Source organism: Paeniglutamicibacter quisquiliarum (genome assembly GCF_019084045.1).
GTDB classification, from domain to species: Bacteria; Actinomycetota; Actinomycetes; order Actinomycetales; family Micrococcaceae; genus Paeniglutamicibacter; species Paeniglutamicibacter quisquiliarum.
Window position 1 is genome coordinate 1 of record NZ_JAHRED010000006.1, and the last position, 20,778, is coordinate 20,778.

Annotated in this window: 19 protein-coding genes; 11 read left to right on the forward strand and 8 right to left on the reverse strand. The window is 66.5% G+C overall.

Going from position 1 to position 20,778, the window contains the following annotated elements:
• Nucleotides 1-519: 519 nt before the first annotated feature.
• The gene (locus KRR55_RS11690; protein WP_217389278.1) at nucleotides 520-1,686 is read left to right on the forward strand and encodes an RtcB family protein; all 1,167 of its coding nucleotides are present in this window, start codon (nucleotides 520-522) and stop codon (nucleotides 1,684-1,686) included.
• 69 nt (nucleotides 1,687-1,755) lie between these two features.
• Here KRR55_RS11690 and KRR55_RS11695 read toward each other — a convergent pair whose 3' ends face one another.
• Nucleotides 1,756-2,184 carry a PLDc N-terminal domain-containing protein gene (locus tag KRR55_RS11695; RefSeq protein WP_217389279.1) on the reverse strand — a complete coding sequence of 143 codons (429 nt, stop codon included), beginning with the start codon at nucleotides 2,182-2,184 and terminating at the stop codon, nucleotides 1,756-1,758.
• Nucleotides 2,185-2,236: 52 nt separating this feature from the next.
• Between KRR55_RS11695 and KRR55_RS11700 the strand changes: the two genes are divergently transcribed.
• Nucleotides 2,237-2,506: a DUF4229 domain-containing protein gene (locus KRR55_RS11700; RefSeq protein WP_217389280.1), complete on the forward strand. Its 270-nt coding sequence runs from the start codon at nucleotides 2,237-2,239 to the stop codon at nucleotides 2,504-2,506.
• Between the two features lie 98 nt (nucleotides 2,507-2,604).
• Here the strand turns inward: KRR55_RS11700 and KRR55_RS11705 are convergent, their stop codons facing one another.
• Nucleotides 2,605-3,261 (reverse strand): GntR family transcriptional regulator, encoded by a 657-nt coding sequence (locus KRR55_RS11705; protein WP_217389281.1) that lies wholly within the window; start codon nucleotides 3,259-3,261, stop codon nucleotides 2,605-2,607.
• A gap of 157 nt (nucleotides 3,262-3,418) precedes the next feature.
• On the opposite strand from KRR55_RS11705, the gene KRR55_RS11710 reads away from it, so the two are divergent.
• Nucleotides 3,419-6,244, forward strand: coding sequence for an FAD-binding and (Fe-S)-binding domain-containing protein (locus tag KRR55_RS11710; RefSeq protein WP_217389282.1), 2,826 nt, complete (start codon nucleotides 3,419-3,421; stop codon nucleotides 6,242-6,244).
• Between the two features lie 191 nt (nucleotides 6,245-6,435).
• Nucleotides 6,436-6,906, forward strand: a complete 471-nt coding sequence (locus KRR55_RS11715) for a hypothetical protein (protein WP_217389283.1) — start codon at nucleotides 6,436-6,438, stop codon at nucleotides 6,904-6,906.
• 108 nt (nucleotides 6,907-7,014) lie between these two features.
• Here KRR55_RS11715 and KRR55_RS11720 read toward each other — a convergent pair whose 3' ends face one another.
• From KRR55_RS11720 to KRR55_RS11735, 4 genes are all read right to left on the reverse strand, one after another.
• Nucleotides 7,015-7,902 carry a 1,4-dihydroxy-2-naphthoate polyprenyltransferase gene (locus tag KRR55_RS11720; RefSeq protein ID WP_217389284.1) on the reverse strand — a complete coding sequence of 296 codons (888 nt, stop codon included), beginning with the start codon at nucleotides 7,900-7,902 and terminating at the stop codon, nucleotides 7,015-7,017.
• Between the two features lie 93 nt (nucleotides 7,903-7,995).
• Nucleotides 7,996-9,363 carry a short-chain fatty acid transporter gene (locus KRR55_RS11725; protein ID WP_217389285.1) on the reverse strand — a complete coding sequence of 456 codons (1,368 nt, stop codon included), beginning with the start codon at nucleotides 9,361-9,363 and terminating at the stop codon, nucleotides 7,996-7,998.
• A 158-nt stretch (nucleotides 9,364-9,521) separates the two neighbouring features.
• Nucleotides 9,522-10,649 (reverse strand): AMP-binding protein, encoded by a 1,128-nt coding sequence (locus KRR55_RS11730; RefSeq protein WP_217389286.1) that lies wholly within the window; start codon nucleotides 10,647-10,649, stop codon nucleotides 9,522-9,524.
• Nucleotides 10,650-10,670: 21 nt separating this feature from the next.
• Complete coding sequence (locus KRR55_RS11735; RefSeq protein ID WP_217389287.1) at nucleotides 10,671-11,636, reverse strand: 1,4-dihydroxy-2-naphthoyl-CoA synthase; 966 nt, start codon at nucleotides 11,634-11,636, stop codon at nucleotides 10,671-10,673.
• Between the two features lie 365 nt (nucleotides 11,637-12,001).
• On the opposite strand from KRR55_RS11735, the gene KRR55_RS11740 reads away from it, so the two are divergent.
• Complete coding sequence (locus KRR55_RS11740) at nucleotides 12,002-13,453, forward strand: amino acid permease (protein WP_254456142.1); 1,452 nt, start codon at nucleotides 12,002-12,004, stop codon at nucleotides 13,451-13,453.
• A gap of 128 nt (nucleotides 13,454-13,581) precedes the next feature.
• Here KRR55_RS11740 and KRR55_RS11745 read toward each other — a convergent pair whose 3' ends face one another.
• On the reverse strand, nucleotides 13,582-15,030 hold the full coding sequence (locus KRR55_RS11745; RefSeq protein WP_217389288.1) for an MFS transporter: 1,449 nt from the start codon (nucleotides 15,028-15,030) through the stop codon (nucleotides 13,582-13,584).
• Between the two features lie 345 nt (nucleotides 15,031-15,375).
• Here KRR55_RS11745 and KRR55_RS11750 point away from each other — a divergent pair, with 345 nt between their 5' ends.
• From KRR55_RS11750 to KRR55_RS11775, 6 genes are all read left to right on the forward strand, one after another.
• Nucleotides 15,376-16,599 (forward strand): thiolase family protein, encoded by a 1,224-nt coding sequence (locus tag KRR55_RS11750; RefSeq protein ID WP_217389289.1) that lies wholly within the window; start codon nucleotides 15,376-15,378, stop codon nucleotides 16,597-16,599.
• 3 nt (nucleotides 16,600-16,602) lie between these two features.
• A complete protein-coding gene (locus tag KRR55_RS11755; RefSeq protein ID WP_217389290.1) occupies nucleotides 16,603-17,391 on the forward strand; it encodes an enoyl-CoA hydratase/isomerase family protein in 789 nt (262 codons plus the stop codon).
• A complete protein-coding gene (locus KRR55_RS11760) occupies nucleotides 17,388-18,260 on the forward strand; it encodes a 3-hydroxyacyl-CoA dehydrogenase family protein (protein ID WP_217389291.1) in 873 nt (290 codons plus the stop codon). Before KRR55_RS11755 ends, KRR55_RS11760 begins: the two co-directional genes overlap by 4 nt.
• Nucleotides 18,261-18,427: 167 nt before the next feature.
• The gene (locus tag KRR55_RS11765) at nucleotides 18,428-18,802 is read left to right on the forward strand and encodes an antibiotic biosynthesis monooxygenase family protein (RefSeq protein WP_217389292.1); all 375 of its coding nucleotides are present in this window, start codon (nucleotides 18,428-18,430) and stop codon (nucleotides 18,800-18,802) included.
• A gap of 14 nt (nucleotides 18,803-18,816) precedes the next feature.
• Nucleotides 18,817-19,512, forward strand: coding sequence for a tyrosine-protein phosphatase (locus KRR55_RS11770; protein WP_217389293.1), 696 nt, complete (start codon nucleotides 18,817-18,819; stop codon nucleotides 19,510-19,512).
• A gap of 43 nt (nucleotides 19,513-19,555) precedes the next feature.
• Nucleotides 19,556-20,161 (forward strand): GNAT family N-acetyltransferase, encoded by a 606-nt coding sequence (locus tag KRR55_RS11775; protein ID WP_217389294.1) that lies wholly within the window; start codon nucleotides 19,556-19,558, stop codon nucleotides 20,159-20,161.
• A gap of 21 nt (nucleotides 20,162-20,182) precedes the next feature.
• Here the strand turns inward: KRR55_RS11775 and KRR55_RS11780 are convergent, their stop codons facing one another.
• Complete coding sequence (locus tag KRR55_RS11780; protein WP_217389295.1) at nucleotides 20,183-20,767, reverse strand: hypothetical protein; 585 nt, start codon at nucleotides 20,765-20,767, stop codon at nucleotides 20,183-20,185.
• Nucleotides 20,768-20,778 lie beyond the last annotated feature (11 nt).

A 20,778-nucleotide genomic window follows, 5' to 3' on the forward strand; every position in this document is an offset into this window, starting at 1 on the left:
CAAAGTCGGGGGACCGGCAGACGTGTCGTCGATCGGTTCGACATAGAGCTCCGCGGGCTCGAGCCGGGGCGCCAAAGTCGTTGCCGGGCGAAATTAAAATTCTCCTTCGAAGGCACCCGCCCGTCGCGCCATCTTGCCGCGGTGCCCGAAATGGCATGAAGACGATTCCTTGCCCAAATCCAATTTCGGCTGCTAGGCTCGGCACTTGTCGACCATCGATGGTGGTCGGCACACCAACGATCCCGCCCGCGGGAACCGCTCCGGAACGAAGGGAAGAGGACCATGCCGAATCTGAAAATGATTAAGCCCAGTGTTCTTTCCCTGCGCGTTTTTGCTGGCCAGCAAAAGCAAGAAGAAGTCCGTCGGTTGCCCCGTTTGTAGATCCCTGCACGCCAGCAGGACACAAAACCCCGCAACCGCACCGGTTCGGGGTTTCTTTTTTGGATCCGATCGTTTCCCCGAATCTTTCGACCCGCCCTGAGTCTTCAGGCCGGAACAAGCCAAGCAGAAAGAGAATTCGTGGAGACCATCAACAGCCGGCTCAAGAACTGGGCGTCCATCTTGGACGAGAAGACCCGTGAGCAGGCAATCACCGCCTCGAAGATGCCCTTCGTCTTCCCTCACCTCGCCCTGATGCCGGATGCGCACCTCGGTAAGGGGGCCACCGTCGGCTCGGTGATCCCCACCCTCGGGGCCATCATTCCGGCCGCCGTTGGCGTGGATATCGGGTGCGGCATGATCGCTGTGAAAACACAGTACGGCGCGCACCAGCTCCCCACGGACCGCAAGCCGCTGCGCGAGGACATCGAACGCGCGATTCCCCTCTCCGCCGGCAGGTACAACCGAAAGGTCGTGGCCACGGCCGCACCCAGGATCGCCGAGTTGAAGGCGCTTGCGGCTGAGGCCGGGTTCGATCCGGGGAGCTATGCGGGGAACTGGGAACTTCAGCTGGGAACCCTCGGTTCCGGTAACCACTTCATCGAGGTCTCCCTGGACGAGGATGAGAACGTCTGGCTGTTCCTGCATTCCGGTTCCCGGGGGATCGGCAACAAGATCGCTTCCAAGCACATCAAGGTGGCCCAGCAGGTGGCCAAGAGGTACTGGATCAATCTTCCGGACCCGGACCTTGCCTACCTGGTGGAGGGAACCGACGAGTTTGCTGCGTACATCCGGGAATTGCGGTGGGCCCAGCATTTTGCGCTGCTCAACCGCGAGGAAATGATGGACCGTGTCATCCGCCAGTTCGGCGAATGGGTCGGCGGAGAGGTGCGGGAACTTGAACGGATCAACTGCCACCACAACTTCACGGAAAAGGAGACCCACTTCGGCAAATCGGTGTGGCTCTCCCGGAAGGGCGCCATCCGTGCCCGTGAAGGCGACCATGGACTGATTCCGGGATCGATGGGCACCGCCTCATACGTGGTCGTGGGGAAGGGCAACCCCGTTGCCCTGGACTCCTCTCCGCACGGCGCCGGTCGCGAGTATTCGCGCTCGGCGGCACGCAAGGCCTTCACCCTCGAGCAGTTGCGCGAAGCTATGGCGGGGATCGAGTACCGCGACACGGATGCCTTCCTAGACGAGATCCCCGGCGCCTACAAGCCCATTGACCAGGTCATGGAAGATGCGGCCGAGCTGGTGCGGGTGCGGCACAAGCTGCGCCAGATCATCAACGTCAAGGGCGATTAAAAAATGGTTGGGTGGGCCACGGAGTCCGTGGCCCACCCAACCATGGGGCATTGCCGGTGGGCTTTTTACCTACGGCGTATGCCGCGGTGTGTCTTCCGTGGGGTTGCCACCTTCGTCACGGGGCTTGTCGCCGGGTTTGCCTTCTTCGCGCAATTTGCGCTCCAGGGCCTCCAACTCGGCTTCCTTGCGGCGCAATTCATCCTCACGCGCCTTGTTGCGACGCTGCCGCTCCAGCTTGCGAAGGAACTCCGGATCGTCGTCCGGGGCACCCGTGGCGCCCTGTCGCGACTCTGTCGCTCGCGCATCGGAAGTATTCTTGGGCCGACCCAGCCAGAACCACAGCCCGGCCCCGATCAGCGGAAGCAAGACGATCGCGGCCACCCAGCCGGCCTTGGGCAGCGAACGGACCTCGTGCGGAGGCGTACGCACGCATTCGATCAAGGCATAGATGGTTACCGCCAGTGCAACCAATGCCAAAAAAATAAAGTTCCTGACCATAGAGACAGTCTAGTGAATTTATCTGAGTTCTGGCTGCGTCTAGACTGTATGGGTGCAGTTCTTCAAGTACACCGTGATTCGGCTGGCCCTGTTCTTCGTAGTATTCCTTCCACTCGTAGTTCTCCTGCGCTGGCCCATTTTCACTGCGGGCCTGGTCGCATTGTTGATCGCCTTTGCGCTGAGCTACCTTTTCCTGAACAAATTGCGCCTGGCGGCCAACACCGACGTGCAAAAAATGTTCAACTCCAAGGGGCCCAAGAAGTCCAAGCAAGACTTGGACGATGAGGCTGCGGAAGACCGTTTCCTGGACGGCGAGAAGTAACTTTTCGCATCAGCGCGACCGGGGGCCGTGCGTTACACGCGGCCGCGTCCAACGCAAGGCCCCGTGGCATTATCGCCTGTCTTGCGCCGTCCCGGCCCCTAGCCGGAAGCCGCTTCGAGCTGCGCCGCCAGCAGCTCCCGGGCGTGGGCCAGATGGCCATCCAACACGTTGGCCGCCCCCTCGGGATCGCCTGCCGCGATCCTTTCCAGGATGGCGGCATGCTCGGCGGCGATCTGGGCGGTGTCGAGTAGCTCCAGTGACTGTACGCGGGTCATGCAGAGCCTGACCTCGCCCAATAATGACCGGTACATCGCGCTGGTCCGCTTGTTTTGCATGGCGTCGACCAAAGCGGTGTGAAACATCATGTCTGGTTCGATGATGTCCGTGGCCGGCCGCGACGTGCGGGCGGTGATCTCGGCATTCGCGCTGACAGCCGCCGGCGGGACGGTGGTGTTCCTGGCCAGGCGTCGCACCACCTCGGATTCCAGGTACGCCCGGGCGAAATAGATGTCCCTGACCGAATCGGCGCCCAATGTCTTGACGCGCGCAGTTTTGTGGGCGCCGCGCTCCAGGAGTGATTCCGATACCAGCCGCTCGATGGCGGCCTTGGCGGTTGGCCTGGCGACGTCATAGTTCGCGGCCACCTCCGCTTCGGTCAGGGCAGCGCCCTGTGTGAGCTCGCCCTGGTAGATCCGCCGACGCAGGTCCGCGACGATTGCGTCAATGATGGACAGGGCGGTGACGCGTTGACTCATGCGGGCGGATCCTTTGACTTGCGGGCAACCGGGACATTAATCCTGACAGATATTCTCGAACACGGCTTGAATGACAAGTGTACTTGTTAGACAATATTCGAGTTGGTACGTTTCGGGTCCCAGGGGCTTGGCACATTTGCCGGCGTATTCTTATCCGATGGAACGGAAGAGCCATACCTTGATTTCAACGCTGCGCAGTGCACTAAGCCATGACAACCAGCTCACCGAACGCGCCATCGACCTGCACGCCTATGCCAACGACGCCTCCCACTTCCTGCTGACGCCGCGGGCCGTGGCGATCCCGAACAATGCCGCCGAGGTCGGCGCCCTGCTCAGGGCCAGTGCCGAACTCAACCTTCCGCTGACGTTCCGTTCGGGCGGGACCTCGCTCTCGGGACAGGGGGTCACCGACTCGCTGCTGGTCGACGTGCGCAAGAACTTCAAGGACATCGAGGTCCTGGACAACGGCGAACGGGTGCGCGTCCAGCCCGGGGTCACGGTGCGGGCGCTGAATGCGCGGCTGGCGCTTTACGGGCGCAAGTTCGGGCCGGATCCGGCCTCCGAGGCTGCCTGCACCGTTGGCGGCGTGGTGGCCAACAATTCCTCGGGAATGCACTGCGGAACCGTCGACAACGTCTACCGGACCCTCGAGTCCCTCGTCATCGTGCTGACCAGCGGAACCGTGGTGGACACCGGCGAGGCCGACGCCAACGAGAAACTGCGGTCGCTGGAACCGGATCTTTTCGAAGGCCTCGAACGCCTGGCCAAGCGGGTGCGCACCAACGCCGAGTCGGTGGCAACCATCAAGCACCAATTCTCCATGAAGAACACCATGGGCTACGGACTGAACTCGTTCCTCGACCACCAGGATCCCGCCCAGGTGCTGGCACACCTCATCGTCGGTTCCGAGGGAACACTTGGTTTCGTCGCGGAGGCGACGTTCCGGACGCTGCCGGTGCACAAGCACGTCACCACGTCGCTGATGGTCTTCGACGACCTGTTCTCGGCCAACGAGTCCCTCGAGGCACTGGTCGAATCCGGCGCCGCGACCGTGGAACTCATGGATTCGCTTTCGCTGAGGGTCGGGCAGAGCCTGCCAGGAACGCCGCAAATTGTCAGTGACCTCACGGTGCAATCGCATGCCGCGCTTTTGGTCGAATACACGGCAACAAGCGCCGAAGAGTTGGCCGATCGCCAGGCGCGGGGAATGTCGCTGGCCAACTCTCTCAAGCTCAGTGCTCCGGCGCAATTCAGCCCGGACGCCAAGATCCGCGCCCAATTGTGGAAACTGCGCAAGGGACTCTATGCCTCCGTGGCAGGCGCCCGAACGCAGGGGACGACGGCCCTGCTCGAAGACGTGGTCGTTCCGGTTCCCGCCCTGGCCAGGACCTGCGCCGAGCTTTCGGTGCTCTTCGACCGGTACGGCTACGAAAACTCCGTCATCTTCGGCCACGCCAAGGACGGCAACGTCCACTTCATGCTCACCGACGGATTCCACACCACGGACCAGATCCGGCGCTATTCGGCATTCACCGAGGACATGGTCGACCTGGTGCTCGGGGAGGGCGGATCGCTCAAGGCCGAACACGGCACCGGCAGGGTCATGGCTCCCTACGTGCGCCGCCAATACGGCGACGAGCTCTACTGCGTCATGCGCGAGCTCAAGACGCTGCTGGATCCCGCCGGGCTGCTGAACCCCGGGGTCATCCTGGACGAGGACCCGCAGGCCCACCTGCGCCACATCAAGGTCACCCCGGCCGTGGACCCGGAAGTCGACCGCTGCGTGGCCTGCGGCTACTGCGAGCCGGTGTGTCCCTCGCGGAACCTGACACTGACCCCGCGCCAACGCATCGTCACGCTGCGCGCCATCGAGACCGCACGGCTGGCAGGCGACACCAAGCTGGTCGCCGAACTGGAGCAGGACTACTCCTACGAGTCTCTCGACACCTGCGCGGTGGACGGCATGTGCCAAACCGCCTGCCCGGTGGACATCAACACCGGCACCCTGGTGAAAAAGTTGCGCGCCAAGAACGCCAACAAGGTCGAAGGGGCCGTCTGGGGCGCCGCGGCGCAGCACTGGTCGGCGGTGACACAGGGGGCAGGCAAGCTGCTGGGCGTCGCGGACAAGGTGCCGCTGCCGCTGGTGCTCGGCGCCAACAAGGTCGGCCGCACGGTGCTGGGGGAAGACACGCTGCCGCTGTATTCAGCCGAGCTTCCCGCCGGAGGCACCAAGCGCGCACGCCCGGCACCGGCCGGCGACCCGGTGGCGGTCTACTTCCCCGCCTGCGTGAACACCATGTTCGGGCCCGCGGACCCGTCGCAGGCCGGGATCCAGGAAAGCTTCGGCGCCCTGGCCCAACGGGTCGGTGTTGAACTGCTGGTCCCCGAGGGCATCGACTCGCTGTGCTGCGGCACCCCGTGGTCCTCCAAGGGGATGGAAACGGGACATGCGTCCATTCGGGAGCGCACCGTCGTGGCCCTGCGCGCCGCCAGCCGCAACGGCGAGCTTCCGATCCTCTGCGATGCCTCCTCGTGCACCGAGGGCCTGCGCCACAGCATCGAAGCCGAAGAGATCCCGGCGGGCGGCAAGCCGCTGCGGATCATCGACGTGGTGGACTACACCGCCGAACACATCCTGCCGCTGCTGCCCGAGGGGCGGAAGGTGGCCTCCCTGGCGTTGCACCCGACATGCTCCTCCACGCGCATGGGGCTGAACCCGGCGCTGCACACCGTCGCCGAGGCCGTGGCCGAGACGGTGCAGATCCCGGAGAACTGGGGGTGCTGCGCGTTCGCCGGGGACCGCGGGATGCTGCACCCCGAGCTCACCGCCTCGGCCACCGAGGTGCAGGCCGCCGAGGTCCGTGCCTTCGGCGCGACCGCGCATGCCTCGTGCAACCGGACCTGCGAGCTGGGCATGACCCGGGCGACGGAACAGCCCTACGAACACGTGCTGGAATTGCTGGAGCGCGCCACCCGGCCCTAGCGCGGGGCGATGCCCGCAGACATGTTGCAGGCATCGCCCCGCCGTGGCCGTGGCGGATGTGGCGGGCACGGACCTGGCTGGTCCACCGGAACGACGTCACGGCTACGATGAAATAATGCCCGGCACCACCGCAGCCCGGCCCCCTGGTTGCGGTTCCTCCGCCGAACCAGCTCCCGAGAGGCGATTTTCCGATGGACGTCAAGCACCAACCCAAGGGCTCCAAACGGGCCCGCTCTTCCCTTGACTGGTATGCCGTCGGGAAGGGCTGGATTGTCACGGTTGGACTTTGGCTTGGCCTGGCCCTGGCGCTGGCCGTGCACTGGGATGCGAGGTCGGACGAGCATTACAGCGGGCAGCTGGACCATGTCGATTTCTGGCCGTTGTTTGCCGTGGCGAGCCTGGCCGTGGCGCTGTTGGCCGGGCTCCCGCTGGCACTGCTGCTGGACCGGCTGCTGCGCAGGGTGCAGGTTCCCTGGCTGCATGTGGCGGCGTTCTTCGTCTTCTTCACCTTGCTGCCGGCGGGCCTGTTGATCCGGTACGCCGAGATCGTGGAACCACACCCGCTCGCCTTCTGGGCAGTGCTGGGTGCCTGCGCGGCCATCGGCAGGGCCGCGGCCTTCCTGAGGGGCCGTGCCTTCCGCAGGCCGACCACCTGGGCCTGACGGCAGGCATTCACACGCTCCGGCCGGCGGTATGCAACAGGCCCTGCCGCATTCGCGGCAGGGCCTGTTGCCGGGACGGGGAGGGGAGCCGGCCGGCTCCCCAGGGGATCAGGCCAGAGCCTTCTCCATCACGATGGCGACGGTGAACAGCGCAGCGTAGGCCAGGTTGATGATGCCGGTCTGCTTGAGCACCGGGATCAGGGCCCCCGGTTCGTGGTTGCGCAACACGGTCCAGCAAGGCGCCAGGCCCAGCGGCACGGTGAGCAGGATCAGCCACATCCAGGGGTGCGTCGACACCATGACCAGCGGCAACAGGATGGCAAGGGCGAGCATCATCACGTAGCTGATGCGTGCGGCGGGATCGCCCAGCCGCACGGCGAGCGTCATCTTGCCGACGTCCCTGTCGGTGGGGATGTCGCGGATGTTGTTGGCCATCAGCAGTGCGGTGGCGATGAGCCCGGTCCCCACTGCCCCGAGGTATGCCGGAAGCGTGAGCTGGTGCGCCTGGGTGTAGGTGGTTCCCAGGGTGGCCACGAGGCCGAAGAAGATGAACACGAAGACCTCGCCCAGCCCCCGGTAGCCGTAGGGGTTCTTGCCGCCGGTGTAGCCCCATGCCGCAGCGATTGCCGCGACGCCGACCAGCAGCAGCGGCCAGGAGGCGGTGTACACGACCAGGAACGCTCCGGCGATGCCCGCGAGGCCGAAGCAGGCGAAGGCGGCGTTGCGGACCGCATGCGGCTTGGCCAGTCCCGATCCGGTCAGCCGCAGCGGGCCCACCCGGACGTCGTCGGTGCCGCGGATCCCGTCGGAATAGTCGTTCGAGTAGTTCACCCCGATCTGGAGCAACAGCCCCACCACCAGGGCCAGCAGGGCCTCGAGCCAGGCGAGCTTTCCCGTGACGTCCACGGCGGCCGCCGTGCCGATAATCACCGGGGCAATCACAATGGGCAGGGTCCGCAAGCGTGCGCCCGCAACCCATTGGGCAATCGTAGCCACCATCAATCCTCTCGCTGCTTCCAAAAACCTGCAGTCCCCATTCTCTCCCGCCCGTTGACAGGGGAGAAATTCCGCCGGCGGAGGCGGGAGCCGCTAGAGCGAGACAACCAGCAGGGTTGCGGCGAAAACGATGCCGGAGGCGATCAGCACGATCGTGGTGTAACCGAGGATGTCGCGCATCTTCAATCCCGCGATGGCCAGCAGCGGCAGGGCCCAGAACGGCTGGATCATGTTGGTCCACTGGTCGCCGTAGGCAACCGCCATGATCGGGATGGCCGGATCCACGCCCAGCTCCGCGGCGGCCGTGAGCATGATCGGCGCCTGTACGGCGAACTGCCCGCCGCCGGAGGGGACGAAGAAGTTCACCAGCCCGGCCGAGAGGAACGCCAGCACCCCGAAGGTCTGCGGCGTGGAAATCGACACGAAGACGTCCGAGAGCACCTGGATCAGCCCGGTGCCGGTCATGATGCCCAGGATCCCGGCGTAGAGCGGGAACTGCAGCAGGATCTCGCCGACGTTCGACGCCGCGTGCTTGGTCAGCGCCATCAGCTCGAAGGGACTGCGCACCAGCAGCAGGATCAGGGCCAGGAAGGACCAGTTGACGATGTCCAGGGTCAGGGTGCCGCCGGTGGAGAAGTGGATGGCCAGGTAGGCCAGCAGCATTGCGCCCAGCAGCAGCGTGGGCAGCCGGCTGGCGTCCAGGCGGTCCGCCGGCGTGCTGACCTCGTCGTCCACGGCTACCAGGCCCTCGCGGGCGTCGGTGGCCAGTTCCACGATCTTGTCGTTTCCGCGCGGGGCCACCAGGTACAGGGAGAAGGCAACCAGGACGATGGTGGCCACGGTGGCGATCATGTTCCACGAGGAGAACGTCGTCTCCGAGGTCGACAGCGGGCCGCCGAGCTGCTTGGCTATGAACGAGTCAGGGGTGGCGGCGGTCAGCGGCCCGGAGCCGGAGTAGCCCATGTGCCAGACGACGAACCCGGCGAATCCGGCGGCCACGAGCATCGGGAAGTGGAAGCGGATGCCGCGTTCGCGTCCCTGGGCGGCGACCTCCCGCGCCAGCAGCCCGCCCACCACGAGCCCCAGCCCCCAGGTGACCAGGGATGCCACGGCCGCCACGAGGAACACGAACAGGTAGCCCTGGAGCGCGGTCTTGGGGATGCGGCCCAGGAAGCGCAGGAGCCTGCGCACGGGCCGGGTGTTGGCCAGGATGAACCCGAGCATCAGCACCAGCGCCATTTGGGTGATGAAGGCCAGCAGCCCGGAGAGCCCGTCTCCCCAGCTTTGCACGATGAGCAGCGGGCTGGACCCGGTGACCAGCAGCGCGAGGACGGCGACGATGAAGGTCAGGGCAATCGCGAAGACCAGGGCCGAGGGGATGAATCGTTCGACAAGGTTGTTGACGGGCCGCATGGCCCGGGAGATTGCTGTTCCACCTTGCGGTGCGGCGGTTTTGCTCATGAACTGACACCTCTTCGTGTGAATCCGGCGGGGTCAGCCAGAAAATGGACGCTGACCAGTGATGTTTCCCACGTTACGACAGAAGAACTGGTTTCCCCGGCCGCATGCCGGCCGGGCGGTGAGCGTGTCGCCGGCTCCCGGGCGGGGCCGCGGGCCGGTCAGTCCGAGGGCGCGGCCAGCCGCGAGGCGAGCTGCATCCGGTCGACCTTGCCGTTGGGCAGCAGCGGCAACGCCGGCAGGTTGAGCACCCGCCGGGGCACCGCAACCGCACCGAGCGACCGGCGCACCGCGTCGGCCAGGGCCTCCGGGGAGCAGTTGCCCACATAGGCGGCACCGATCTGCTGGCCCCACTGTGCATCGGGCACCGGGACCACTGTCACCGCCTCGACCCCGGGAACCGCTTCGAGGACGTGCTGGACCTCGGCGGCGGAGACCTTCACCCCGCCGGTGATGATCACGTCGTCCGCGCGTCCTGTCACCGAGAGCACGCCGTCGTTGAAGCTGCCCAGGTCGTCGGTCGCATACCAGCGCACGCCGGAGTCGTCGACGCTGAAGTGCCTGGAGGTCAGTTCGGGGTTCCCGAGGTAGCCCGAGGCGATGGTGGTCCCACCCAGCCAGATCCTGCCCCCCACGGTCTTCACCCGGACCCCGGGCAGGGCGCGGGCGTTGTAGACGCAGCCGCCGGCCGTCTCGCTGGAGCCGTAGGTGAGGTGGAGCTTGAGCGAATGCCTGGCCGCCTCCTCCAGCACTGCCCGCGGGGCGCGTGCCCCGCCAAGCAGGATCGCGTCGAAGCGCTTGAGCGTCGCCAGGGTTTGCCCCGTCGGCTCGGTGAGCAGGCGCTGCAGCTGCGTGGGAACCAGGGAGACGAGCCGCCGCGAATCGGTCAGGGCGGAGGCTGCCTCGTTGAACCCGGCCGCGTCGAAGCCGGTGTCCAGGTCCATGGCCCAGGGCCGGGTCCCCGCGTACAGGCTGCGCGTGAGCACCGCCAGCCCCGCCACATAGTGCAGGGGCAGGGCCAGCAGCCATTGGCCCTCGAACCCCAGGTACTCGGCCGTGGCCATGGACGAGGTGGCCAGGGCCTCGACCGACAGCGCGGTGCGCTTCGGGGTGCCGGTGGAGCCCGAGGTGCGCACCACCGCGGCGATGTCCCGGAGCCCGTCAAGCTCCGCGACGGGCACCGGGTTCACGAGATAGCCGTTGTTGGTGGCACCGGGCAGGATTTCCACCGCCGGTCCGTCCCCGTTGAGCGAGGCGGACAGGGCGGCGAGCGCGGAATCGGGGTTCATGGGCGGCTGGATTCCTTGGGCCTAGAAGTAGTAGGGGTGCGGCGACCAGTCGGGGTCGCGCTTCTCCAGGAAGGCGTCGCGGCCCTCGACGGCCTCGTCGGTCATGTAGGCCATGCGGGTGGCCTCGCCGGCGAAGACCTGCTGGCCGGCCAGCCCGTCGTCTGCCAGGTTGAAGGCGAACTTGAGCATGCGGATGGCCTGCGGGGATTGCCTGGCGATGTCGGCGGCGTACTCCAGGGCGACCTCCTCGAGGCGGGCGTGGTCCACCGCCTCGTTGACCGCTCCCATGGCCACCATGTCCTCGGCCGAGTATTCGCGGGCGAGGAAGAAGATCGCCCGTGCGGTCTTCTGGCCGACCTGGCGGGCCAGCAGCGCCGAGCCGTAGCCGGCGTCGAAGGAGCCGACGGTCGCGTCGGTCTGCTTGAACCTGCCGTGCTGGCGGGAGGCGATGGTCAGGTCCGAGACCACGTGCAGCGAGTGCCCGCCGCCGGCGGCCCAGCCGTTGACCACGGCGATGACTACCTTGGGCATGGTGCGCATCAGGCGCTGGACCTCGAGGATGTGCAGGCGACCGGCGCGGGCCGGGTCGATCGAGTCGGCGGTCTGGCCCTCGGCGTAGCGGTAGCCGTCGCGGCCGCGGATGCGCTGGTCCCCGCCGGAGCAGAAGGAATGCCCGCCGTCCTTGGGCGAGGGGCCGTTGCCGGTGAGCAGGACGGTTGCCACATCCGAGCTCATGCGCGCGTGGTCCATCACGCGGTAGAGCTCGTCCACGGTTCCGGGGCGGAACGCGTTGCGGACCTCGGGGCGGTTGAAGGCGATGCGCACGGTGGGCAGGTCGCGAACGACGGCGCCGGCGGAATCGCGTTCGACCTGGCGGTGGTAGGTCATGTCCTCGAGGTCGAATCCCTCGACGACGCGCCACTGCACGGGGTCGAAGATGTCGGAAACCTTGGCTGGCAACTGGGGTGCGGAATCAACGGTGCTCACATCCTGAATGCTATCTGCTCGGGAGCCATGGGGGCGAAAGCGGTGCGTGCCCGGCTCCCGCATCCCCGGGGCCGGGCGCGGGCGCGCAAACTGTTCAACAATTAATGGTGGCGTTTTGGGCCCGCGTGTGGGTTGCATCAAACTGCCTCCTCACTAGTGCACCTGTGTCCTTGTCGGTGCCGTGCGGCACCGCCGCGGGGTGCGCCCGGGCCCCTCTGCCGACTTCATGTTGGGTGGCAAAGTGCGGTAAGTTTGCGGCTTGCCACCCCCGCCCAATGTTTGGATCGGGCGCCCCCAACGGGCCTAGACGGGTGCCTCCCCGTGCTACCGATGCGGGTTGATCGAGTCACCAAAGGAGCCACGCGTTGGAACCACACAACGTCCGAGACCACCAGCATCATGTCGCCACCGGGGAACCGGAACTGACCTCCGAGGGGTACCATAAGACCCTCACCCGCAGGCACGTCCAGATGATCGCGATGGGCGGCGCGATCGGCGTGGGCCTGTTCATGGGGGCCGGCGGCCGCCTGGCCTCGACCGGCCCGGCGCTGATCCTGTCCTACGCCATGGCCGGGTTGATCGCGTACTTCCTGATGCGCGCACTGGGCGAACTGATCATGTACCGCCAGTCCTCGGGTTCCTTCGTTTCCTACGCCGGTGAGCTCTTCGGCGCCAAGGGGGCCTTCCTCTCGGGCTGGATGTACGTGCTGAACTGGGCCATGACCGGCATCGCCGAGCTCATCGCCATCGGCCTGTACTTCACCTATTTCTTCCCGGGCGTCCCGGTGGAGGCCGCCGCGCTGTGCGCGCTGGGCCTGCTGGTGGCCGTGAACCTCTTTAGCGCCAAGGCGTTTGCCGAGTTCGAGTTCTGGGCGTCCTTCCTGAAGGTCGCCGCGATCGTGCTCTTCCTGTGCATCGGCACCTACCTGGTGGTGACCAACGCCCAGGTCGGCGAGGGCCACGCCTCGGTGTCCAACCTGTTCGCCGGCGACGGCGGAATGTTCCCGCGCGGCTTCATGATCACCATCCTCGTGCTCAACGCAGTCATCTTCGCCTACAACGCCATCGAGCTGGTCGGCATCACCGCCGGCGAAATGGAGGACCCTGCCAGGGAGGTCCCGGCGGCAATCCGCGCCGTCGTGGTGCGCATCGTGGTCTTCTACGTCGGCTCGGTGACGCTGCTGGCGATGATCGTTCCGTGGAACCAGTACAAGGCGGGGGAAAGCCCGTTCGTCACGGTCTTCGACCAGCTGGGCTGGGGCTGGATCGGCGGCGTGATGAACTTCGTGGTCATCACCGCCGCACTGAGCTCCTGCAACTCGGGCCTGTACTCCATCGGCCGCATCTTCCGCGCCATGGCCAACAACGGCCACGCCCCGGCGTGGCTGACCAGGATGAACAAGCGCCACGTCCCCTACGCCGGCATCCTGGCCATCGGCGGGGTCTACCTCGTGGGCATCGTCCTGAACGTCTGGCTCGGCGGGACCTACGCCTTCGACCTTGCGCTGAACACCGCCTCGATCGGCGTCCTGTTCACCTGGGCCTCGATCTTCGCCTGCCAGTTGATGTTGCGCAAAAAGCGCGGCGAGGTCTCCTCCCTGCCGATGCCGGGTTCCCCGTACACCAGCTGGGCCGGCCTGATTGCCCTGGCGATCATCACCGTGCTCATCGGCTTTGACACGCTCACCGGCCCCGACGGCGAGGTCTTCCACCTGGGCCTGTACACCATCGCCTGCATCCCGCTGATCGCCGTCGGCCTCTGGATCGGCTGGCAGAAGGCCAAGCACAACACCGCCAAGAGCGAGCTCTACTCGTAGGGCTTCGTCCGCGCCGGGCAGCGAAAACGGCAAAAACGGTGGGTGGGTGGTTCCCAAGGAAGTCTTGGGAACCACCCACCCACCGTTTTTTCCAGCGCGTTGCCCCGGGGGGAAGCGGCCGGTCCAACCTAGGAACGGGGAGCGAGGGCCTCTTCGTCCGTGTCGGCGAGGATGCCGGTCTGGTGGGCGTCCGGAAGCTCGGTTCCGCGCAGCGAGGCACCGGCGGTCTCGGGCAGGTACCGCGTGGCCACCAGGCCGATGGCACAGGCCGCCATCATGTAGACGGCCGGGAACAGCAGGAAGTCGGTCTCGTTGATGACCGCCTCGTTGACCATGGCCGCGGTGCCGCCGAAGATCGCGGTTGCCACGTTGTAGGTCACGGCGAAGCCGGCAAACCTGACATGGGACGGGAACATGGCGGGGAAGGTGGCCGTGATGGTGGCCAACTGCGGGATGTAGAGCAGGCCCAGGATCGCAAAGCCGAGGATCGCGAGCGGAAAACTCCTGCCCATCAGCCAGAACAGCGGCAGGGCCAGCACAAACAGGCCGATCAGCGACGCGAACCACAGGGGTTTTCGACCCACCTTGTCCGACAGCGAGCCGGCAAAGGGGATGACGGCCATCATCGCGACCTCGCCGACCAGGATCACCATCAGTGACGCCTTCGGGTCAAGGCCCAGCTGGCCCTCGAGATAGGTCGGCATGTAGCTCAGCAGCGTGTAGTTCACGACGTTCAGGGCGATGACCAGGCCGCTCATGATGAGCATCGGGCGCCAGTAGCCGCGGATAAGCGTGCGCAGCGAGCTTGATTCCTCGACCTCGCCGCGCTCTTCGAGTTCCTGGAAGACAGGGGTGTCTTCCAGCTTGTTTCGCAGGTAGAGGCCAATCAGGCCCATGGGCAGGGCCATCATGAACGGCACGCGCCAGCCCCAGTCCATCATTGCCTCGTCGCTCAGCGCGACCTGGAAGCCCAGCATCACGGCCGTGCCCAAGGCGAAGCCGCCGAGGGTCCCGAACTCCAGGAACGACCCGAAGAAGCCGCGCTTCTTGTCGGGGGAGTACTCGGCCATGAATGTTGCGGCGCCGCCGTATTCCCCGCCGGTGGAGAAGCCCTGGACCATGCGCAGGAGCACCAGCAGAATCGGTGCCAGGATGCCGACCTGTTCGAAGGTCGGCAGGATGCCGATGAAGAAGGTTGCCAGGGACATCATCAGGATGGTGAGGGCCAGGATGTGCTTGCGGCCCAGCTTGTCGCCCAGCGGTCCCCAAACCAGGCCGCCGAGCGGCCTGACCAGGAACGAGAGTGCGAAGGTCCCCAGCGCCATGAGGGTTCCGCCCTCGGTGGGGAAAAAGTGGAACGTAATGTAGGTGACCGCCACGGCATAGACGCCGTAATCAAACCATTCGGTGAGGTTTCCCATGGCCGAGGCGGCAGTTGCCTTGCGGATTTCGCTGCGGCCGGCGGTGGTGGAGAGGTCCGGGCCGATGTCTTCGCCGAAATCCACCGGGTTGGTGGTCTGGGCTGCCACCGGTGTGGTCTTATTCAGTTGGTTGGGTTGGCTGTTTTCCGGCTGCATTACTGCTCCGTTTGCTATTCAGCTTTCCGTCGACCGGATGCCCGCCCAAGTCCATGTTGAAGGCCCGGACGGTGACGGTCCACGATCCAGGCAGGGCCCGGAGTCGGTCAAGTGGAAGACGATACGGCAGTGATTTGGCAGGGTCAACCCGAAAAGTTTGTTTCCCGGGAGGTTGACCCCGCTTGTGGCATGATGGGATTGTATTAGTGAACGAATGGTCGGTAATTCTTCCGTCTCCGTCAGGAGCCGGGTGCCGGGGCCAAACCACGGAGCATTGCAGGGTCCCTTCCGCCGGTTTTCCGGCGGGGATGGGCCGGGCGTGTGCCAAATGACAAAGGAGTTGTGATGACCGAGGCTTACTTGGTGGGCGGAGCCCGCACCCCGGTGGGACGATACGGCGGATCGCTGAGCAGCGTGCGTCCCGACGACCTGGCCGCACTGGCCATCCGGGCGGCAGTCGAACGTGCGGGCGTCGACCCGTCGGCCGTGGACGAGGTCATCTTCGGCAACGCCAACGGCGCAGGCGAGGAAAACCGCAACGTTGCCCGCATGGCCTGGCTGCTGGCCGGCTTCGAGGACTCCGTCCCGGGCATCACCGTCAACCGCCTCTGTGCCTCCGGGATGAGCGCCATCACCATGGCCAGCCACATGATCAAGGCCGGTGCCGCGGACATCGTGGTTGCCGGCGGCGTCGAGTCCATGTCGCGCGCCCCGTGGGTCATGGAAAAGCCGGACAAGGCCTTCGCCAAGCCGGGTGCCAGCTACGACACCTCCATTGGCTGGCGCTTCCCCAACCCCGAGTTCCTCTCCGGAGAGCTCTCCCGCGACGGCAAGGCCACCTTCTCCATGCCGGAAACCGCCGAAGAAGTCGCCCGGGTCTACAACACCTCCCGCGAGGACTGCGACGCCTTTGCCGTGCAGTCGCACGAACGCGCGATCGCCGCGATCGAGGCGGGGCACTTCACGGACGAAATCGTCCCGGTGGTCGTGAAGACCCGCAAGGGCGAGACGGTCGTGGACACCGATGAGGGCCCGCGCCCCGGCACCACCATGGAAGTCCTCTCGAAGCTGCGCCCGGTCGTGAAGGGCGGCACCGTGGTCACCGCCGGCAACGCCTCCACGCTCAACGACGGTGCCTCGGCCATCATCGTGGCCTCCGAGGCGGCCATCAAGAAGTACGGGCTTGTTGCCCGCGCCCGCATCATCGACGGTGCCTCCGCCGGGCTGGCCCCGGAAATCATGGGCATGGGCCCGGTCCCCTCCAGCCGCAAGGTCCTGGAACGATCCGGCTACACGGTCGATGACCTGGCCGCCGTGGAACTCAACGAGGCGTTCGCCTCGCAGTCCCTGGCGTCCATGCGCGAGCTCGGGCTGGACCCGGAGATCGTGAACCGGGACGGCGGAGCCATTGCGCTGGGCCACCCGCTGGGCTCCTCCGGCTCGCGCATCGTGATCACCCTGCTCGGCCGCCTGGAACGCGAAGCCAAGGACGGCGGGTCCAAGCTCGGCCTGGCCACCATGTGCGTCGGCGTCGGCCAGGGCGCGGCCCTGCTCATCGAGGGGGTCTAGGGCATGGGGACCGGCGTGCAGCAGGCCGACTTCCAGACCCTGTTGGTCACCGAGGGCGAGGACAGGCTCAACGTACAACTGAACCGCCCGGCGGTCCGCAATGCGATCGACCAGCTAATGGTCGATGAGCTGCACACCGTCTGCTCCTACCTCGAGGCCAGCCCCAAGATCCTGATCCTCTCCGGGATCCCGGCCGACCCGGAGACCGGAACCAAGGGCATCTTCGCCTCGGGCGCCGACATCGCCCAGTTGCGCGAGCGCCGCCGCGACGACGCCTTGGCCGGCATCAATTCGGGCATCTTCGACAGGCTTGCGAAGCTGCCCATGCCGGTGATCGCCGCCCTTGACGGGTTTGCGCTGGGCGGCGGGGCCGAGCTGGCATATGCCGCCGACTTCCGCATCGGCACACCCGAGCTGCGCATGGGCAACCCCGAAACCGGGCTGGGCATCATGGCGGCCGCCGGTGCCACCTGGCGGCTGAAGGAACTCGTGGGCGAACCTGTCGCCAAGGAGATCCTGCTGGCCGGGAAGGTGCTCAAGGGCGAGGAGGCCCTGCGCGTCGGACTCGTCACCGAACTCGTCGACGGGACCAAGCTGCTTGCCGCCGCCTCCGCCCTGGCCGACCGCATCGGTGCCCAGGACGCGTTGGCCGTGCGCATCACCAAGAGCGTTTTCCACGCCCCGCGCGAGGCCCACCCGGTCATTGACACGCTCGCCCAGGGAATGCTCTTTGAATCCCAGGCAAAATTTGATCGCATGCAGGCCTTCCTGGACAGAAAGAAAAGCAAATGAGTGAAATCGAGACGGCACTTCCCGCAAGGGTCGGCGTGCTGGGCGGCGGGCGCATGGGGGCAGGCATTGCCCACGCCTTCCTGATGAACGGCTCCCACGTCGTCGTCGTGGAACGCGACCAGGACAGTGCGCGCGCGGCGCTTGAACGCGTCACCGACTCCGTGGCCAAGTCGATTGCCCGCGGCCAGGTGGCCGAATCGCACGACCAGATCGTCGCGCGGCTGGCCGTTTCGACGGACTACGCCGCTTTCACCGACCGCGAGCTGGTCGTCGAGGCGGTTCCCGAGATCTGGGAGCTGAAGGTTTCCTCGCTGCAAAAGGTGGAGGAAAACCTGGGCGAAACCGCGATCCTCGCCTCGAACACCTCCTCGCTGTCGATGAGTGGCCTGGCCGCGGAACTGCGACGCCCGGCGAACTTCCTGGGCCTGCACTTCTTCAACCCGGTGCCCGCCTCGACCCTGATCGAGGTGGTCATCGCCAAGCAGAGCGCCGCGGAGGTCATCGACAAGGCCCGCGGCTGGGTCAAGGCCCTGGGCAAGACCGCCGTGGTCGTCAACGACGCCCCGGGGTTCGCCAGCTCGCGCCTGGGAGTCGCCATTGCCCTGGAGGCCATGCGCATGGTGGAGGAGGGCGTGGCCACGGCCGAGGACATCGACAACGCCATGGTGCTGGGCTACAAGCACCCGACCGGACCCCTGAAGACGACCGACATCGTCGGCCTGGACGTGCGGCTGGGCATTGCCGAGTACCTGCACGAGACCCTGGGGGACCGCTTTGCCCCGCCGCAGATCCTGCGGGACCTGGTGGAGCAGGGGCACCTGGGTCGCAAGACCGGTCGCGGTTTCTACGACTGGTCCGATTCCAGGTAGTCCCGACCGCCAAGCCGGTGTGCGCCGTGGGCCATGGGTCCTGGGCGCGCGCCGGCTTGCGTGTCTCCACGCGGCAGGGAGAAATGGGCAGCCGCGGAGATCTTCGGTAGGTTGGAAGCCGAGCCGTCCGGGCACACCGGGCGCCACGGTGGGAAGGGAAAACAACCATGTATGTCGTCACGAACCGCATCGATGTTCCGGAAGAACGTGCAGCAGCATTCGAGGAACGCTTCATCGGCAACATGCGCTCCAACCTCCCCAACGTCCAGGGCCTGTCCCGCGCCACCCTTGATCGCCCCGTGGACCCGGCGGCGCAGTACAAGGTGACCATGGAATTCGACTCCGAGTCGGACTTCGAGGCCTGGCGGGATTCCGAGGCGTTCCGCGCCTCGCATGCCCGGCCCGCGGCAGCGGCCCCCGGCACCGCCGGCCCGGCATCGGATGCCGGGACTGCCGGGGCGCCGAAGCCCGGTGCCCCGCGTCCGGCCACGGGACCGGAACACCACATCCGCATCGAAACCTACGAGGGTTACAGGGCCTGAGGGGAAACAACGCGATGGGGGAGTCCGTGGAGCAGCCGCAGTGGGAGGGCGCCGTCAACGCCAGGATCGTGCTGGGAAGCATCTACCGCATGGGCCGGCGCGAGTGGCTGACCGGTGCCGGATGGCAGCAGGCCCACGCCGACGGCGTGCGCACCGTCATTGACCTGCGGAACCCCGACGAGGTGCGGCGGCGCCCCACCGACCCCCAGGTCGACGAGGCCGCCACGGCGGGAATAACAATTGTCAACGCGCCCACCGAGGAACCGGGCCACCCCGAGTTCGCGCAGCTCGCCGTGCCCTACATGAACCATCCGCGGATGTACCCGCGGAACATCGAGTTCTTTCCCGGCCGCATCGCGGAGGTGTTCCACCAGATCGCCGCGGCCCGCGGAAAGGTCGTGCTGCATTGCTCGGCCGGGCGCGACCGCACCGGGTTGATCGTGTCGATGCTGCTGAAATTGGTCGACCGGCAGGACCTGCTCGAGGCCCAGTACGAGGCCTCCCTCCGGGGCATCAACGATTGGCACAGGGTCAGCCCCGTCAAGCACCCGCACGAGTCCTACCTCGAGGAACCGGACCTCATCGGCCCGCTGAACGAGCGGTTGGAGGCGCTGGGACGGTTCGTCGATTCACTCGGCGTCGAAGCCTTCCTGCTGGAGCACGGACTCAGCCCGGCCGAATTGGATCAGATCAGGAAGAAGATGGCCTGAGCCCCGAGGTCTTCGGGGCCCGGCAGCACCTTAGGCTGGAGCCATGACAAAGATTGAACCCCTGACGTTGCGCGGGCGCCTGGTGACCCTCGAACCCCTGCGGCACGGACACCACGACGAACTCGTTGACGCGGTCAACGACGGCGATGTCTTCAACCTTTGGTACACGGTGGTGCCGGCACCGGATGAGATGCGCGCCGAAATCGATCGCCGCCTCGAATTGCAGGAGCAGGGGTCGATGCTGCCATTTGTCACCCGGCGCAATGCGGATTCCGCGGTGCTGGGCATGACGACCTACATGGACATCGACCCGGGGCTGCCCCGCGTCGAGATCGGCTCGACCTGGAACCGGGCCTCGGTGCGCGGGACCGGCACCAACGTCGACTCAAAGCTCCTGCTGCTCACCCACGCCTTCGAGGTGCTCGGCTGCCCGGCGGTGGAGTTCCGCACGCACTGGATGAACATGCCCTCCCGCTCCGCCATCGAACGCCTGGGCGCCAAGCTCGACGGGGTGCTGCGCTCCCACCGGCGCATGGCCGACGGGTCGTTGCGCGACACCTGCGTGTACTCGATTATCGCCTCCGAATGGCCCCAGGTGCGGTCCGGGCTGGAGCACCGGCTGGCCGGGCACCTGCAGCGAGGCCGCTAGCCCGGGGCCTCCGGGCGGGGCTCAGGTCCCGTCGACGGGCACGAACGCCATGTAGGCGAGATCCGCCTCGGTGTCGCCGCGGAAGGTGACCTCCAGAAACGCCGCTTCCCTGGGCGTTGCCACGCTGCCGGAGATGCCCACGGGGCCACCGGGGCCACACTGCGTTCCGCCGTCCCCGGCCAGCTCTGCGCTGTCACCATCGAGCAGCCTGAACGCATAGGCCACGGGCGTGGAACACGACAGCTCGATGTGGAAGCCGCGTCCCGGGCCGTCACCGGGCAACGCAAAGCGCGTGGAGGTGGAAAAATGTTCCGCCAGCTGCACGCGCTCGCTGCCCGGTTCGGCGTCCACGACCGGGTGCATGCCCCGGCGGACCTGGTGGGCGGCCATGGCCGGAGGCAGGCCTGAAATGCGCTTCGCCAACCCCTCCGACTCGTACGGCTGGAACATGAGGACCGAAGCCGTCGGCGGCACCTCGTGGTGGGTGGGCACCGGGGAGGGCGCCGGGGGACCCCCTGCCGCTCCCTCCCCGTCAAGCGGCACGCAGGCGGCCAGCAGCAGCACGAGCGCCGTGGCGCCGGGAAATGCCTTCGGGATGCGCATCATGAACCGACCCT